General features: G+C 66.2%; 10 protein-coding genes. 6 read left to right on the forward strand and 4 right to left on the reverse strand.

The window, feature by feature from the left end:
• The first annotated feature begins 840 nt into the window (after window positions 1–840).
• The 3 genes from ABD255_RS00005 to mmuM all read left to right on the forward strand — a co-directional run bounded on the left by ABD255_RS00005 (window position 841) and on the right by mmuM (window position 5,293).
• A complete protein-coding gene (locus ABD255_RS00005) occupies window positions 841–3,408 on the forward strand; it encodes a tetratricopeptide repeat protein (RefSeq protein ID WP_344208306.1) in 2,568 nt (855 codons plus the stop codon).
• A gap of 83 nt (window positions 3,409–3,491) precedes the next feature.
• On the forward strand, window positions 3,492–4,418 hold the full coding sequence (locus tag ABD255_RS00010; protein ID WP_344208308.1) for an FAD-dependent oxidoreductase: 927 nt from the start codon (window positions 3,492–3,494) through the stop codon (window positions 4,416–4,418).
• A gap of 5 nt (window positions 4,419–4,423) precedes the next feature.
• Entirely contained in the window at window positions 4,424–5,293 is an 870-nt protein-coding gene (gene mmuM, locus ABD255_RS00015; protein ID WP_344208310.1) for a homocysteine S-methyltransferase, read from the forward strand.
• On the opposite strand, the gene pdxR is transcribed toward mmuM, so the two are convergent.
• The gene (gene pdxR / locus ABD255_RS00020) at window positions 5,282–6,673 is read right to left on the reverse strand and encodes a MocR-like pyridoxine biosynthesis transcription factor PdxR (protein WP_344208312.1); all 1,392 of its coding nucleotides are present in this window, start codon (window positions 6,671–6,673) and stop codon (window positions 5,282–5,284) included. The genes mmuM and pdxR overlap by 12 nt on opposite strands.
• Before the next feature lie 47 nt (window positions 6,674–6,720).
• Here pdxR and ABD255_RS00025 point away from each other — a divergent pair, with 47 nt between their 5' ends.
• Window positions 6,721–7,185 (forward strand): carboxymuconolactone decarboxylase family protein, encoded by a 465-nt coding sequence (locus ABD255_RS00025; RefSeq protein ID WP_344208314.1) that lies wholly within the window; start codon window positions 6,721–6,723, stop codon window positions 7,183–7,185.
• Between the two features lie 5 nt (window positions 7,186–7,190).
• Window positions 7,191–7,892, forward strand: coding sequence for an isocitrate lyase/PEP mutase family protein (locus ABD255_RS00030; protein ID WP_344208316.1), 702 nt, complete (start codon window positions 7,191–7,193; stop codon window positions 7,890–7,892).
• 1 nt (window position 7,893) lies between these two features.
• Here ABD255_RS00030 and ABD255_RS00035 read toward each other — a convergent pair whose 3' ends face one another.
• Entirely contained in the window at window positions 7,894–8,703 is an 810-nt protein-coding gene (locus ABD255_RS00035; protein ID WP_344208318.1) for a carbonic anhydrase family protein, read from the reverse strand.
• Between the two features lie 119 nt (window positions 8,704–8,822).
• Between ABD255_RS00035 and ABD255_RS00040 the strand changes: the two genes are divergently transcribed.
• Entirely contained in the window at window positions 8,823–9,491 is a 669-nt protein-coding gene (locus ABD255_RS00040) for a cyclase family protein (RefSeq protein ID WP_344208319.1), read from the forward strand.
• 72 nt (window positions 9,492–9,563) lie between these two features.
• On the opposite strand, the gene ABD255_RS00045 is transcribed toward ABD255_RS00040, so the two are convergent.
• Both ABD255_RS00045 and ABD255_RS00050 read right to left on the reverse strand, forming a co-directional pair.
• The gene (locus ABD255_RS00045; protein ID WP_344208321.1) at window positions 9,564–15,524 is read right to left on the reverse strand and encodes a DNRLRE domain-containing protein; all 5,961 of its coding nucleotides are present in this window, start codon (window positions 15,522–15,524) and stop codon (window positions 9,564–9,566) included.
• Between the two features lie 233 nt (window positions 15,525–15,757).
• Window positions 15,758–16,777, reverse strand: a complete 1,020-nt coding sequence (locus ABD255_RS00050) for a helix-turn-helix transcriptional regulator (protein ID WP_344208323.1) — start codon at window positions 16,775–16,777, stop codon at window positions 15,758–15,760.
• Between the last annotated feature and the right edge of the window lie 107 nt (window positions 16,778–16,884).

Genomic DNA, 16,884 nt, shown 5'->3' on the forward strand with positions numbered 1-16,884 from the left:
GACAACCGACGCCCACTGGCGCTGCTCACGTCATGAAGCGCGACTTTGCCGAGGCCCTGGGTCCGCGGCCAGTTGGTTTTGCCGAAGCGCACCCTTCGTACTGGTCGACGACGAGGCTTTCGCCGTATCGCCCTGACGGAGCGACCACGTGACGAGTCGGAATCTAGCCGCCTGCCGAAGAACCTCACCTCCTTCGACCGAGGAGGTGCCGCTACCCCTCATTCCCCCGCCCTTCACAGCCGGCGGTGAATGAGCCAACCGGGATAGGGCCCCGGCTCCGGACCCATCGCCCTCAGATTGTAGGGTCGCAGCGCTTGACGATTGACCCTTTCCAGTACAGATTGGACTCTTCATCCAGACAAGGCCCGGGGGATTGATGGGCCTTCCATGAGGGGGAAATATGGATCCAGCCACTATTGCGATTGTCACAAGCAGTGCATTGAAATTAGTTGATCTAATGACAACCGATGTGTGGGATCAGGTCAAGAAAGGCTTCGGCAGGCTTCTAGGTCAAAGTACCGGCCAGGAATCGCCAGTCACCGATGATCTCGATTCCGCACGAAGCGAACTCCTGGCTGCGGCCGGCGACGACTATGAGTCGACCCGGAACGAACTGGTAGCGTAATGGCGTGGACGCATCCGGAGAATGCTGGTCAACAACCCCGATCTGATCACTGAGCTCCAACAACTGATGATTGAGCTGGACGATCGGGCGCCAACCGGGAGCACACACGCCGAAACTATCTCAATCAGCGCAAATGTCAAGGGTCATGGGCGCGCCTACCAGCAAGGTCATGGAACTCAGATAAATAAATAGGCAGCGTAGGAAGCAGTCGTGTGATGCCTAATCCGAAGATAGATCTTGGGGCCCATACTTCTGGGCACTCTACGCTGTACCAGCAAGGCACTGGTCTGCAGATCAACGGCGGACACAACACCTTTTCGAATGACTCCTCAGCATCACTACCTTGGATCGCCGAATTCGACAAATGGATCAAAGCGAGCGATTACGACGCACTGGAGCTGGGCGTTCACAGATCGGCAGTGGACAACGGCAGTCCCCTCACGTCCTATGTTGAGCGCGATGTTGATCGATCCGTAACAGGGCGCTTGACCGCGGCTGCAGATCGCGGCGGATTCATTCTCATCGTGGGTGATTCAACGGCCGGGAAGACTCGGATTGCCTACGAAGCAGTCCAGCGCCACGCTCCGAATCTACCTATGGCCGCTCCAGGTAATATCAAAGAATTTCAGGACACACTGCTAGTTGCTTTGCTGGCCAATTCACCATGCTTGATATGGCTCGACGACGCGGAGCGGTTCCTAGGCCCTGAAGGAGTGTCCCCAAGCTTCCTGGCGCGAATACGGCACAGCAGTATCACGTGCATTGCAACACTACGCTCGGAGGAGTACCGCCAGATCACCAGTCGATCCGGCGAGCACTCCGACGATGGTCACCAGCACGGACTGACTGACGCTCAGCGAACCTTGCGCCTGCTCGAACCGATCATTGTCGAGCGCCGATGGTCCCGGGGGGAAATCGAGCGCGCTCGAAACTCCAACGACGCTCGAATCAACGCCGCATTGGAATATTCATCCACCTACGGAGTCGCGGAGTACGTTGCTGCAGGCCCGCGACTGATGGAAGAACTGCGAATCAGCGCAGGCAGCAATCCACGAGGCACTGCACTAGTGACGGCCGGCATAGATGTTGGACGTTGCGGCATCACCGGCGATGTGCCCACCTCCTTGCTATTCGAATGCCACGAGTTCTATTTGGCCCGTGAGGGCGGGGAACTACTTCGACCGGAGTCTCGCGCCGAAGCTCTCACCTGGGCCACCCGTCGTCGGTACGGCGTCACGAGTATGTTGCTGCCATCCGCAGTTCCAGATTCGGTGCGAGTCTTTGACTACCTGCTCGATGAGTCTCTCCGAGCGGCAGATGCCAAGCCAGTTCTCGACGAGACATGGGAGTCAACCATCCGTCACGTCGCAGATGCGGAGGCCGCCTTGCTCCGGGTAGCGCGATCTGCCTATCGCGAAGGCCGCGCCGATATAGCCGAAAAGATACTGACGGATGCGGCCGCCAAGGGCTCACCAGAGCCAGCTGACGACTTGGCGCGATTGTATTTCGCGGAGGAGCGCCTCTCGGAAGCGCGCGACTGGCTCGAGATAGCGGCGAATCGGGGGCGCCTGGAAAGTGCCGTCAGGCTCGGCGTTTCTTACGAAGAGGAGGACGATCAAGCATCGGCCGAGGCGTGGTTCATGTTTGCCGCGGACCGGGGAAATGACCACGCCATGTTCCACCTCGCCCAGTTGCTCAGAGCAATTGGTGACGTCGACGAAGCCGAAGTTTGGTACCGGAAAGCTGCTACGACTGAACAAATCGGCGCAGTGGTCAACATGGCGCAGATGATCAGCGAACTCGGGCGTTCGGAAGAAGCCGAGCAGTGGCTCCGAGAGCATGCTGAGCGATCGACCCACGCGAAGAATTCGCTCGGACTCATGCTACAAGGCGATGGCCGAACCGAAGAGGCCGTCAAGGTGTGGAGTGAGGCCGCCCGCGAGGATGACGGAGCAGATGCTGCAGCAAACCTCGGCAATCACTATATCTCCAGAGGCGATTTCAAACTTGCCGAGAAGTGGACGAGGAGGGCCATAGCGAGCGGAAAACTCTCCCGCTACGCTTCCCAACTTGGGTACGTTTTGCTGAGGCTGAAGCGCCCTGCCGAAGCACGCGCCGTATTGCTACCACTCGCCGAGGATCAGGACCCCGAGGCCGCACAACTGCTCGCGGCAACATATATGGAAAGTCGGGAAAGGCGATCGGCCGAAAAGTGGTATCGTGCGGCCGCAGAATGGACTGGGCCTGCCCAGGCCGATGCGAAAGCCAATCTCGGATCATTCCTTTTCCACAACGCTAAAAAATCGGAAGGACGCGCCCTCCTTGAGGAGGCATCTCAACTTGGAAGCGAGACGGCAGTCTACCCTCTCGCCTTTATCGCAAATGAGGAAGGCCGCACGGAGTTGGCGATCACCCTCTTTCGAAGGCTCATGGCGCAGGGGAACGACGACCCAGATGTACTTTGCGAGCTCGGAACTCTGCTACTTGACATCAGTGCGGACGAAGGAAAAGCATTACTCACGCAGTCGCTTGAAACTGGACATGGGCACGCTGGATGCAACTTGGGCCGCTTCTATTGGCGCACCGATCAGCACGCAAAGGCGGAATCCATTTTTGCACTGGCGTTCGAGAAGGGTCATTATCACGCAGGAGAGACGCTGGATTCGATGCTCGTTTCGATCGGTCGACCGGCCGACGGCGCCCAATGGCGACTGAAGGTGGCACAGATGAGGCGATCGAGTAAGCGCTCCAAGAGGCGATCAAAGCGTAAGAAAAACTCCTAGATCCACTAGGCCTCGCGGCGGTCAGCGGTGAGGTGGGCAGCAGATATGTTGTGCCGACCGCAGTATGCCGACAGAATGCCAAGATGCGCGTGATCGTGGTGGGTGCCGGAGTGATCGGGCTCAGCTGTGCTGTCCGGCTGGCCGAGTCCGGGTACGACGTCGCGGTGTTCGCGCGGGATCTTCCGCTGGAAACGACCTCGGCGGTCTCGGCCGCGATCTGGTACCCGTTCCTGTCCGCGCCGCAGGATCGGGTCGCCGCCTGGGCCGCGACGTCGTACGACGAGTTCGTGAAGCTCGCCGAGAACGAGCCGTCGGTGCGGCTGCGGCACGGCAAGGAGTTCCTGGTCGACCAGGCACCGAATCCGCCGTGGGCCGGGGTGCTGCCGGACCTGCAGCGGGTTGGTTCGCCGCCGGCCGGGTTCAAGGACGGCTGGTCCTTCACGACGCCGGTGATCGAGATGCCGGCCTACCTGCCGTACCTGGTCAAGCGGCTGGAGGAGGCGGGCGGGACGCTGACTCGTGCGGCGCTGTCGGCCTTGCCGACCGCGGCGGATGTCGTCGTCAACGCTGCTGGGCTCGGTGCGCGCCTCACCGCCGGAGACCCGACCGTGACTCCGGTCCGCGGACAGGTGCTGACGCTGGAGCAGACCGGCCTGACCGAGTGGCTGATCGCGGACCGGAATCCGCGCGAGCTCACGTACGTCGTCCCGCGCGAACACGACATCGTCGTCGGCGGCACCAGCGAGCCGGACACCTGGGACATGGCGGTCAACCCGACCACCGCCGAGCAGATTCTCGCCCGGGCGACTGAGCTGATTCCCCAACTCCGCAAGGCCAAAGTGCTCCGGCACCGGGTCGGCCTGCGCCCGGCCCGTCCGGCGATTCGCTGCGAGCGGGTCGACTCGGGCGACCAGCACGTCATCCATTGCTACGGCCACGGCGGCTCCGGCGTCACCCTGTCCTGGGGCTGCGCCGACGAGGTCGTCGACCTGGTCCGCCAGTCCCACTGATCACCATGCAGACAGTGGTCTTGGACGGCGGCATGTCGAACGCCCTCGAAGAGCGCGGCCACGACCTGACGGACGCCCTGTGGTCGGCCCGGTTGCTGCGGGACGCTCCCACCGAGATCGCAACCGTGCACCGCGCGTACTACGAAGCGGGCGCCGCGGTGGCGACCACAGCCAGCTACCAGGCGAGCGTGACCGGCTTCGAGCGAGCGGGCGTGCCGCAGGACGAGGCGGAGCGGTTGATTGCCAGCAGCGTCAGCATCGCCCGGGAGGTGCGGGACGAGCTCGCCGCGGACGGGCGGAAGCGGCTGGTGGCGGCCTCTGTCGGGCCGTACGGCGCGGTGCTGGCGGACGGGTCGGAGTACAGGGGGCGCTACGGGCTGACCGCTGCGGCGCTGCGCGAGTTTCATCTGCCGCGGCTCGAGTTGCTGCTGGCCGCCGAGCCCGATCTTCTGGCGGTCGAGACGATCCCGGACGTCGACGAGGCGGAGGTGCTGGTAGGTCTGCTGGACGAACTGGGCTTTCCGGCGTGGCTTTCCTACTCGATCGACGGTGATCGCACTCGCGCCGGGCAGCCGCTGGCGGATGCGTTCGCCGTCACGGCTCGATCGGTGGTTGCTGTTGGCATCAACTGTTGCGCGCCGGGCGACGTACAGGCGGCTGTTGAGACCGCGGCGGCGGTGAGTGGAAAGCCAGTCGTGGCCTACCCGAACAGTGGAGAGGCCTGGGACGCAGGAGGTCGCCGCTGGACCGGCGGCGCCACGGACAGCACGACCCTGGCCCACGACTGGGTTGAGGCCGGTGCTGTCTACGTCGGCGGTTGCTGCCGAGTCGGGCCGCAGGACATCGGTGCACTGGCTCGAGCGCTAGACGCCTAGGATCTGGCAGAGGAGATCCAGGGCGCCGTTGTAGGCGTGGTCTGGCGGGGTGCCGTAGCCGACGACCAGAGCCTGCCGGGCCGACGGGTCCGAGGCGAAGCGGTACTTGTCCAGTGAGGTTAGATTCAGCCCTTGCCTGCTTGCCCTGTCGACCATCTCCTTCGCGTTCCCCGGTACGTCGAGCAGTACGTGCAGGCCGGCCGAGATCCCGGCTACCTTCACGCCCGGAGCACGGACGGCCAGGAGCTCCACCAAGTGGTCCCGGCGACGGCGGTAGCGCAGACGCATACGGCGTACGTGGCGGTCGTAGTGGCCGGAGGCGATGTACTCCGCGAGGATCAACTGGTCCAGCGTCGCCGTCTGGAGGTCTGCCGTGCGCTTGGCGGCGAGCACGGGCTCCATGAGGCGCTGCGGCAACACCATCCAGGCCAGACGCAACCCGGGCGCGAGGCTCTTGCTCGCAGTACCGGTGTAGGCGACCAGTTCGGGGTCCAAGGCCTGCAAGGCTCCTACGATCTGGCGGTCGTAGCGGAATTCGCCGTCGTAGTCGTCCTCGATGAGTACCGCGCCAGCTTCCCGCGCCCACTCGACGGCCGCCGTACGACGGTCGGGGGCGAGGGGGACGCCCAGCGGCATCTGGTGCGCCGGGGTGAGCAGGACGGCCTCGCCGGACAGCAGGTCCGACCGTACGCCGTACTCGTCGACCGCGACCGGCACCGGCTCGAGGCCCCGCGACCGGATCACGTCCCAGTGCAGGCTGTACCCGAACGCCTCGACGGACATGGTCTTGCCGCCTTGCTTCTGGATCACCTCGCTCAGCAGGTTCAGCGCCTGCACGTAGCCGGAGCAGATCAGAATCCGCTCAGGATCAGCCCGTACTCCGCGCGCCCGGGCGAGGTAGTCCGCCAACGTCTCGCGAAGCTCGATCCGCCCGCGAGGATCCCCATACCCGAATGCCTCGTTCGGCGCCGCCGGCAACGCCTTCCGAGCCGCCGCCAGCCACTCACTCCGCGGAAACGTCGACACATCAGGCGACCCGGGCGTGAGGTCGTACCGAAACTCTCTTGCTGCCGGCAACTTGGTAGGCGAGACCGTGCTGGAGCTTTGAGGAGGCCGTTTGGCGACTACTGTGCCCGAGCCCTGGCGGGCGGTCAGCCAGCCCTCGGCCACGAGTTGGCCGTAGGCGTCGGCGACGGTGTTGCGGGCGATGCCCAGGTCTTTGGCCAGCGAGCGGGACGACGGAAGCCGGGTGTCGGGGGTCAGACGGCCGGTGCGGATCGACTCGTGCAGCGCCCGGACCAGGTCGTTCCGCCCCCGGGTGCCGCCCAGGTCCAGGTGCAGATCGGCACCGGACTCGGAATTGGCCCCTGGATCTCCCATGGAAGTGGACCATACACCTGGGCCGATCCGCGCCTAGCGTGGACGTCATGAGCACAACGACACGTCGCAGAATCAAGCTCGCCACTCACGCGCCGGAGTTCTACCAGGCCCTGATCGCCCTGGACGAGGTCTCCGCGACCGGTCTCGACCCGAAGCTCGCGCACCTGGTCCGGATCCGCGCCGCGCAACTGAACGGGTGCGCCTACTGCCTCGACATGCACGCCCTGGACGCCGTGCACGAGGGCGACACCGGGCAGCGGGTCAACCTGGTGGCCACCTGGCGGGAGGCCCGCAAGTTCTACACCGAACAGGAGCAGGCCGCGCTGGAACTGACCGAGGCGATCACCCTGATCAGCGTGGACCACGTCCCGGACGAGAAGTACGACATCGCCGCGAAGGTGTTCGACGACAAGGAACTGGCCCAACTGATCGGCCTGATCATCATGATCAACGCGTGGACCCGAGTCGGCGTCACCTGTCGCCTCGAGCCCGGTCACTACCAGCCGAGCTGACGGCCATGACCGCGGAGTCCTTCCGAGCGCTGCACCACGGTCCGGTCCCTTTGGTTCTGCCCAACGCCTGGGACCCTGTCAGCGCCCGAGTCATCGCCGAAGCCGGCTACCCGGCGATCGCCACCAGCAGCGGTGCGGTCGCCCGGGTGCTCGGCTATGACGACGGTCAACTGACGCCTCCGGCCGAGATGTTCCAGGCGGTGGCCCGGATCGCCCGCGCGGTCGACGTACCGGTGACCGCGGACATGGAGGCCGGCTACGGCCTGAAGCCCGAGGAGTTCGTGGAGCGGCTCCTCGAGACAGGCGCCGTCGGGTGCAATCTCGAGGACTCCCTCGACGACCGGCTGGTCGAGATCGAGGGGCAGGCCGACTACCTGTTCGAGGTACGTGCGGCTGCGGGCGCTGACTTGGTGATCAACGCCCGCATCGACAACTTCATCGCCGGCGGCACTGTGCAGGATGCGATCGCCCGGGGCCGCGCGTACCGTCACGCCGGAGCCGACTGCGTCTACCCGATCGCGGCCCCGCTGGAGGTGCTGCGAACGCTGGCCGACGAGATCGGTGGGCCGATCAACGCGCATGCCAAGCCGAACGGTCCGACCCCGTCAGACCTGACCGCACTCGGAGCCACGCGGATCTCGTACGGAACCAGCCTCCACAACTTCACCACCGACGTACTGCGTCAACTGCTGCCGAAGCCGGCCTGACTCACCAGTGGCCGGACCAGTGCACGTCAGCGAGCAGGTGCCGTCCGTTGAGCGCTTGGGACGGGCGGGAGTCGCCGTCCGGGAACAGGCTCCGGAAGCCGGCGATGCTCTTGGCGGTCACGGTCTTCGGCACGGTGAGGAACCACTGCACTCCCTCGCTGTACGGCGAGGTGGTGAGTGAGCCGTTGTAGCGCAGGGTCGAGGGGTTCGCCGGCAGTAAGGCCCGCAGGTTGAAGTCCTCCACCTCGATCGGCTCACCGCATTCCTCGGGCAACCGGGACAGGATCCGGTCGGCCTCGCCCGCGGCGCCCTCGACCAGCGGGACGCCGATGACGAGCTTCCGCCCGGTGGCGTCCTGGTGCACCAGGTGCATCTCCAGCGGCGCGTGCCGGCCGTTGAAGGTGTGCTCCGAGGGCGTGTGGAAGTGGAACTGGATCAGGTCGTAGCGGACGCCGGACAGGTTGATGTACCCGGCGCCGGCCGGGACATCGACCTCTTCGGTCTCCTCGGTTCCGTGCACGCTGCACCCGCCGGTTGCGGGGTCGTCCTTGCTGACGTAGTGGACGCCGACCGGCACATGCCGGCTGTAGTGGACATCGAGCTGCGGCAGGCCGGGCTGCACGCGAACCGCGGAGCGAACCACGTTCACGGGGCTCTGCTGGGGAATCTGCTGCGGGACCTGCTGGGGAATCTGCTGGGGACTCTGCTGCTGGGTCGCAGCGCTTGCGGGAGTACTGGATGTCGCCTTGGCCACCACCGCGCTCGCCAGAGCGACGACGGGAATGGCCAGGAAGGTACGACGATCGGTCATGGGCGGGACTCGACTTTCACGAAGGATTAAGTTGTTTTCACAACATAAACCCATGCCCCCGGCAAGCAGTTGCCGGGTTACCGACCGGCGGTTCGCCGGGATGGGAGACGATGACGACCATGACCGCAGACGGGACGCGAGCGCAGTACCTGGAGCTGAGCCACGTCATTCGCGAAGGCATGATCACCTTGCCGGGGCTGCCGGGACCGGAGTTCGGCAAGCAGTTGACCCGGGAGGCGTCGCGGGAGATCTACGCGCCGGGCACAGAGTTCGAGATCGGCGTGTTCACGATGGTGACCAACACCGGCACCTACATGGACAGCCCGTACCACCGGTACCCGGACGGCCATGACCTGACTGGGTACAGTCTCGAGCGCACGGTCGACTTGCCTGCCGTGGTCGTTCCGGCGCAGGCTCGCGCGATCGATGCGACCGTCCTGGCGAACTACGAGGTCGACGGCAAGGCCGTGCTGCTGCACACGGGTGACGACGCCCGCTTCGGCACCCCGGAGTACGTGGTGGATCCGCACTTCCTGACCCGCGACGGGGCGCAGTACCTGATCGACCGGGGCGCGATTCTGGTCGGTATCGACGCCGCGAACATCGACGACATGACGGATGGCACCCGCCCGGCCCACTCCCTGCTGCTCGGCGCCGGTCTCGCGATCGTCGAGCATCTCACCAACCTCGGACAACTCCCACCCACCGGCGCGTTCTTCACCGCCACCGCTCCCCGCGTCAGCGGCCTCGGCACGTTCCCGGTGCGTGCTTTTGCCAAAGTGGGCTGACCGAGGATGGGCCGCCTGCGACGACGCAGACGGCCCACCGGCTGTCAACAGCTGACTAGTTCACCGAGGGGATCAGCCCCACCAGCCCTTGCGCTTGCCGTGGTAGGCGATGATGCCGCCGGCGCAGCCGCCCCAGCCCCAGCGCCAGCCCTTCTTCTTGAGCGACTTCCAGCCGTTCTTGATGGTGTCGACGGTGAGGACACCGAAGGCACCACCCGCGCAGGCCCGGACGTACCGGTTCTTGTAGACCTTCTTGCCGAACCGCCAGGCCTTCCGGACGTACTTGTTCTTCCGGATCTTCTTCTTCGCGGCCTTCCACTTCTTCTTGATGTACTTGACCGCGCACTTCTTGCTGAAGCACAACCACTTGCCGTTGAGGTCGTACTTGTCGACCGGGTCGGCGCAGGTGTACTCGTACGCGTTGCAGCTACCGCCGTACACCGGGTCTGTCTGCAGGAACCGGCCGGTGGTCGGGTTGTAGAGCCGCACCCCCATCAGCACGATGCCCGACGGCGCGTCAGCCGCCCGCTGCTCCGCACCGAGCCACCCGTACCGCTGCTTGCCCACTGACTCGGCATCACTCAGTACGCCGTACTCACTGGCCTCGCTGGTGGTCGACAGGCCCTCGTCACCGGCGTGAATGGTCGCCACGATGTCGCCGGACAGGTCGGACACCTGCCACTCGGGTACGCCGCTGTCACTGTCCAGGACCGCGCTCATGCCACCCAGACCCTGTACTACGCGGGTCCACCGGTCCGGGCCCTCCTGGGTCCAGGCAGGCGAGTCCTCGTCGCCGTCGTAGTGCTGGACGTTCTGCACCACTTCACCGGTCGAGTTGTCCGTCCAGGATCGGATCCGCTCGCCGGTGACGTCGATCGTGTAGTCCGTGGTGCGACCGGCCTGGGTGATCGTGTCGACCAGGTCGTTCGCGTGGTACGTCGCTGTGACGTCACCGGCGGCCGGTGCACCCGTGTCGATCGCCGGGATCTTCGTGGTCCGGCCGAGTGCGTCGTAGACGTAACCGGCCGTGTTGACCCGATTCGCCGTGTCGTACGTCCAGGTCCTGCTGGCCGACGGAGTGGACGTCTGGCAACTGCCGTCAGCAGCCGGCCCGTACTCCGTACTGCTCGTCCGGTCGGTGGCAAGGCTGAAGCCGTAGGTCCGGGTGAAGCACTTCTCCCCCACCGTCTCCTGGACCGTCGAGACGCGCCCAGCCCGGTCCTGCAGGTAGACCTGGCTCGACAGTGTCGAAACCCGCTGCCCTGTCTGTCCGTGCGCCGACTGCGTCTTCTTCTCGCGGAACAAGGTGCAGTCGGTTCCGGCACAACCAGGCTTGCTGTAGGTGATCCCGGCCTCCTGGCCGGCAGCGTCGTAGGTGGTCTCCACCTTGACGCCGTTCGGCCAGGTCTCCGTGACCAGCTTGCCGTCGGCGTTGTAGTCGCCGGTGTAGTTGCCGGTCTGGCTGTCCGAGACCGAGGTGAGCAGCCCGCGGTAGTCGTACCCGTAGGTCCGCGTGGCCCTTCCGTCCGTGGTCTTGGACTGGCGGCCGAGCAGGTCGTACTCGGTGGTGGAGATGTTGCCGTCGGCATCCTTGTACGACGTGACCCGACCCAGCGTGTCGTACGTGCGCACGATCTCCGCCGTCACCGTGCCACCCGTCACCGACTGGCTGCGGAGCAGGTCGCCGGTCACCGGGTCGTACACGTTCCGCTGCGTCGGCAGCGCAGTACCGAGACCGGTCACGCTGGTCTCCAGCACCTGCCCAGCGGCGTCGTACTTCGTGGTGGTGGTCCGGAGCGTCGCCGTGCTCGTCTTCTCGGTCTCGACCCGCTCCTGGTTGTACATGTCGTACGTCGTGACGATGGCGGGTAGCTCCGGTCCACTGGCCGCCTGTCCACCCGGCTGGATCCGGCAGGGCAGGTTCGCCCACTCCGGGCGCAGGTCGCACTCCGCATAACCGGAGCCCGAGGTGGACCGGTAGTTGATGGTCTTCCGGGTCGCCGGGGTGTTGGTGGTGGTTCCACCTGCGGCCTGCGTGGTGGACGTCTCCAACCCGGTCACGGGGTCGAGCGTCGTACGGACGGTCTGGCCGAGTCCGCCTGGGTCGGTCGTCGTGACCGTCGGCTGCCGGAGTGACCAGTTGTAGGCAGTGGTCGTCCTGCGGCGGTCAGCCTCGACCGTAGTACCGCCGGAGCCCCAGACCCGGACCTGTTCGTCATCGGTGGTGACCAGGTTGTAGGGACCGCCACTGGTCGGAGCACCCTGGTCGTAGGTCTTCCGGCTGAGCTGGCGGCCTCTGGTGGTGGTGCCGTCGGCCAGCCGGACCTCTGTCTCCGGCTCGAGTGTGCTCTCCAGCCGCACGCCGTCCAGCGAGTAGGAGTTGACCGTCGAGTAGGTCTGGGCCAGCGTCTGCTCAGCGACGTCGTTGTCCGAGGAAGACTGGTTCAGCGCCCGCTTGCGGTTCTCGGCGGTGAGGCTTCGGACCTCGTTGCTGAAGCTGTCGTACCAGGTGGTGGTGATATTGCCGCCGGGTGTCGCCACGTTGACCGCACGCCCGTTGGCGTCCAGGTAGCTGACCTTGGCGCGGTCCAAACCGCCAGATGCCTGATCAGCGGGCAGAACCGCCGTGGCGTCGGTAGGTGCTTCCAGTTGTCCCCAGCGCTTGGTCTGGCCAGGTGACAGGTCGTTGGGAGCACCCGAACCGGACAGCGGCACCTTGTAGACGACAGTCTCGACCGCAGTACCGGCGGTGAGGGCGGACCGGGTCACCTTCTGCAGGCGACCGATGCCCGGGTCGTTGGCGACCGTGGCGTAGCTGAGCTGCCACGGCTCTTCACCGACCGGCTTGACCGTAGAAAGGACGCCATCGGCGTGGTAGTCGTAGGTCTCCTTGGCAGTGGTCGAGATCCGCGGGTCCCAGGTCGCCCGCAGCCGACCAGCGGTGTCGTAGCTGTAGGAAGCCATCGGAACAGTCCGCATGGCCGGCGTGGTGAGGTCGGGATCCCAAGCGGTGAAGGAGATCTCCTTGACCCGTCCGGCGTAGTCACCCGGCGTCGAGGCGGTTGCTGTCGTCGTGGTCGCATAGGTGAAGTTCAAGGCACGGCAGCCACGAGCCAGCGTCGCGCAGCTGACTCCGTCCGGTACCGGAGCCACCACCCGCGTCGGCCGCACCACCTCGGCGCCGCCGACCGTCACCCGCTCCCAGGTGTAGGTCGTGGTCTGGTTGCTGCCCGGCAGAGTAGTGGCCGTGGGGAAGTACTTGCCGGCAGCGGCTCCGGTGACCCGGCCGAAGACGACGATGCTGCCCTGGTCGTCGGTGAGCTTGTAGGTGTCGGTCGTGCCGGCATAGGTCAGCTTCAGCGTCTCCTGGCCGACCTCGGGGTCGAAGTTCACGCCGTCGCGGGCGGTGAAGCCGACGACGTCGCCGTCCGGAGTACCGACCTGGCGCAGCGAACCGTAGACGTCCAGCGACGTGTACGGCGTCTCGGCCTCGTCCACGATCGCGCCGGAGATCCAGCCCGGCCCGAACATGCCGGATGGATCCGTCTTCGCGGACTGCCGGCTGTTGTAGGTGCGGCTGACGGTCAGGTCGCTGCCGTAGGAGTTCACCGACACGTCGGTGTCGGACAGGGTGACGTTGCCGGTCAGCAGGTTGACCTCGCCCGGGCCGATCTCCTCCGCGGCCGCGGTCGCCAGGTTCCGGTCGAAGGTGAGCTTCACCCCGCCCGACGAAGCCGTGGTGCCACCGGTGAAGGTGCCCCGGATCTGCAGCGGCCCGTCGCGCGGGATCGACTGCGCGTCGACCGCGGCCAGGGTCGACTCGATGCTCCAGTTCAGTTTGGGGAACTGGCCACCGCCACTGGTCGGCAGGGGCCACGTGACCGCGCCACCACCGGCAGCCAGTTGCACGTGAGCAGCGGGGATGTTGACCCAGGCATCGGTGTCGCCCCGGCGCCACTGGTAGGTGACCCCGGTGGCGGTGGTCCGGCCGGCGCCGGTGATCGCCGTCTTGGCCGCGCTGATGTCGCCCGCCTTCGGCGTCAGGACAGCGCCGCCACCGACAGCGAACTGGTACGCCGTCAGCGGCGACCGGTTACCCGCACGGTCGCGAGTCCTGACCCACAACGTGTGCGGGCCGTCCTTGGTGGGCGTGATGCTGAGCGTGGTGGTCGCGCCCGGGCTGGCCGCGTTCACCACCTCGTCCGGCGGGTTGGAGTCCACGCCGTACTCGTAGGCGACGGCGTCACCGACCCCCGCGGCTCCGAAGGTGAAGGTGCCGGCCGTACCCGCGCTCCCGGACCACTCGGCCACCGGGTAGGTCGTGGAGGAGACAGTCGGCGCCACCGCCGGGGAGATGGTGTCGACGGTGAACTCGCACCACTGGGACCACGCTCCGGGCGTCGTACCGTCCGTGCCCTGGACGCGCCAGGCGTAGCTGCCGCCTTCGGTGAACGCGCCTTCGGGGATGGAGGTGCCGAGCCAGGAACCGGAGGCACCCGGGCCTTCGGTGGTCGTCGTACTGGTCGCCGCGCCGACGGTCTTCCACTCGAAGTTGGCGTAGACCTGGGCGCTGAGCCCATCGCTGATCTGGGCCCGCAACTGCGGAGTCAGGCTCGAGATGTACGGCCGGGTCGCGCCGGTCGCGCAGACGGTGTCGGGGGCGGTCGCCTGGGCGTTCACCGCGGTCTTGGTCTGGTAGGTGATCGTCACCGACGGCGGGTTCGCCGCGGCCTCGCGGGAGGCGAACCGCTTCCAGCCGTAGTTGTCGGTCTCGTTCTCGGCGCTGATCCCGATGTTGGTCTTGGCCAGGTGGTTCGTCGCCGTGTGCTGGAACGCCGCCGTGACCGGGATCGTCACCCAGCCGTCACCACAGGAGGTCGAGAATCCCTTGGTCTGGGTGGAAGACCCGACCTGCTCGTACTGCGCCGGCCGGTTCGTCCAGCGAGCCGTGTTGGTCACGTCCGCGACCCGGTGCGCCACCCAGCCCTTCGCAGTACAGGAGTAGGAGTGGTGCTCCCACAGGTTCAGCGTGGCCGCCTGGATCTGCTTGTCCCACAGCCATTCCTGGTTGTCGAACCGCAGGTAGGACTTGGCCTTGTTCGCCCCGCTGTCGTACGTGCCGATCTTCAACTCGGTCGCAGCGGACTGGTCCGTGGTGTAAGTGGACTGCACGAACGCGTCGAAGTTCGCCCCCGACGACTGCGACGGGTCGATCGTCACCGGATAGACCGTCTTCGGGTCGCTGAGGAACGCGGCGTCCGGAGTCAGCAGCAACGCGTCCTTGGCCGCGGTCACTCCGATCGAGGCCCGGCGGGTGTGCTCACCGGACGCTTTGTCGACAGTCGAGTCCCACATCATCAGACCCTGGCTGGTCTTCCCGGTGCCAGGCATCCGGATCTGCTTCACCTGCGCGGCAGCAGCGCGGTTCTTCACCAGCAGATGCTGCTGATAGCCCGTGCGGGTCACCTCGACCACCAGATCCACACCAGGCTTGACCTCCCGGTATGTCGCCGTGGTCCCGTTCAACTCCGGTGTGGGCAACGGGCCCGACCATCCCAGCGACTCCTTACCCATCGCCACCAGCCGGTGATCGCCCTTACCCGCAGCACCGGACAACTTCAAACCCAGCGGATGAGCCTTCGGTGCCACCGAACCATCGGGCTGACGGACCAGCGTCACGTCGACGTCCACCCAGTCGCCGGACTGGCCGCGCATCCGCACCGGGCCCGCGGCGACGGTGGCCTCGATCTTCCCGGACGGCAGCGCGCGGTACTCCGTGGTCTCGGTGGTCCGGCCGGCGATCAGCACCGGCTTGCCAGTGGTCTTCGCGGTGATCACCGCGGATGCTTCGTCGGGCCTTTCCAGAGGTAGGTCGGGGACGGCCTGTTCGGCGGTGGAGGTGTCGGTGGCCTCGGCGTCGGGTGGCTGGGCGAGAAGGCCGGCGACCAGCGCCAGGCCCACCGCCGCGCCGATCCAGCGCGCCGATCGGCGGCCGGGATAGACGCTCAGCAAGCGCGATCTCGGATAGGACATGCGGATGTGACCTCTCTGGGAAGCCCGTTCCCGCGCACGTCGCAGCACATCGCCCGGCCTGCGCCGGCGATGTGAGGGGACGGATGTGAGCGGGAACCTCGGGGCGGAAGGGGCGGATTTCCTCGCCACCAGGGTGGAGCTTCCGCGCCTGCCTCAACAGGTAAGAAGTGGACACTTTCCCGTACTGGCCAGCGGTGCTACGTCACACTCTCCGCGGTTCGGACGGACGGGTGTCAGCCGAGCAGGCCGAGGCGCTGGGCGGCGGCGCCGGCTGCGAAACGAGTGGGAGCGTCGACGAACTCCATCACCGTGGCGATGTGCCGCCGGACCGTCCGCACGCTCAGGCTCAGGTTGCGCGCGATCGCCTCGTCCTTGAGACCATGCACCAACAGGGCAAGGACCTCCCGCTCGGTCGCGCCCAACTCCCGCATCACCTGCTGGGCTCGGCGGACCGGGCCAGGCGTGGAGGTGGCCACCGGAGTAGCGGCGGCCCACAGCCGGTCGTAGTACTGGGTCAGCGCGGCGATCATCACCGGCGACCGGACCAGGACGGCACCGCTGTCCCCGGTCGGCACCAGTGCGACCAGCGCGAAGTGGTCGTCGACCACGAGCATCCGGGCGGGCAACGTCGGCACGGTGCGAACCTCGATGCCCGCCTCCACCGCGGCCCGGACTGCCTCGGCACCGCGGGGATCGGCGAGGAACTCCGGCGTGCACAACTCGCGGAACACCATCGAGGCGCACTGGCTCGCCAACGGCGACGGCAGCACCGGCGCGGCCTGATCCGGGTCGTGGACCGCGATCGAGCGGTAGGTGCACTGGACCGTGTGGATCGAGGTCAGCCAGCGTTCGGCGATCTCGTCGCGATCGGTCAGCACCTGCGCCAGGACCGACGGGACCTCGCCGGGTTGCTTGTCGTGCAACTGACGCTGGTGCAACTCGGCGGCCGCGACATACCCCTGGACCAGCCGCTCCTGCTGGCGGGCCAGCTCGTCCTGCACCTGGCTGAGCAGGCCGGTGGTCGCGATCAGCGGATCGATCGGCCGCAACGTCACCGCTGCGTGCGAGCGGTGCAGGTAGGCGAGCTGCCGGGTGACGAGTTCCTCGTCGACCGGATCCAGCTCGGACACCGCGCGCTGGCCCAGGCCGACCAGCTCGAAGTAGGCATCGGCCACCGGACCGGGGAGCAGACCACGGAACAACTTCTCGTGCTCGGACAGCTCCGGCTCCTGGAACCGCTGCCCCAGACTCATGTTCGCAACCACGGCGTCCCCCACCACAGTCAGCCACCGGTCAGTGGCACTCAGTCGTCGGAGTCAGGAAAATACCACTGGACAACGATTTCAGTGAGGATCTTTCA

Source organism: Kribbella sancticallisti, assembly GCF_039530625.1.
GTDB lineage: Bacteria > Actinomycetota > Actinomycetes > Propionibacteriales > Kribbellaceae > Kribbella > Kribbella sancticallisti.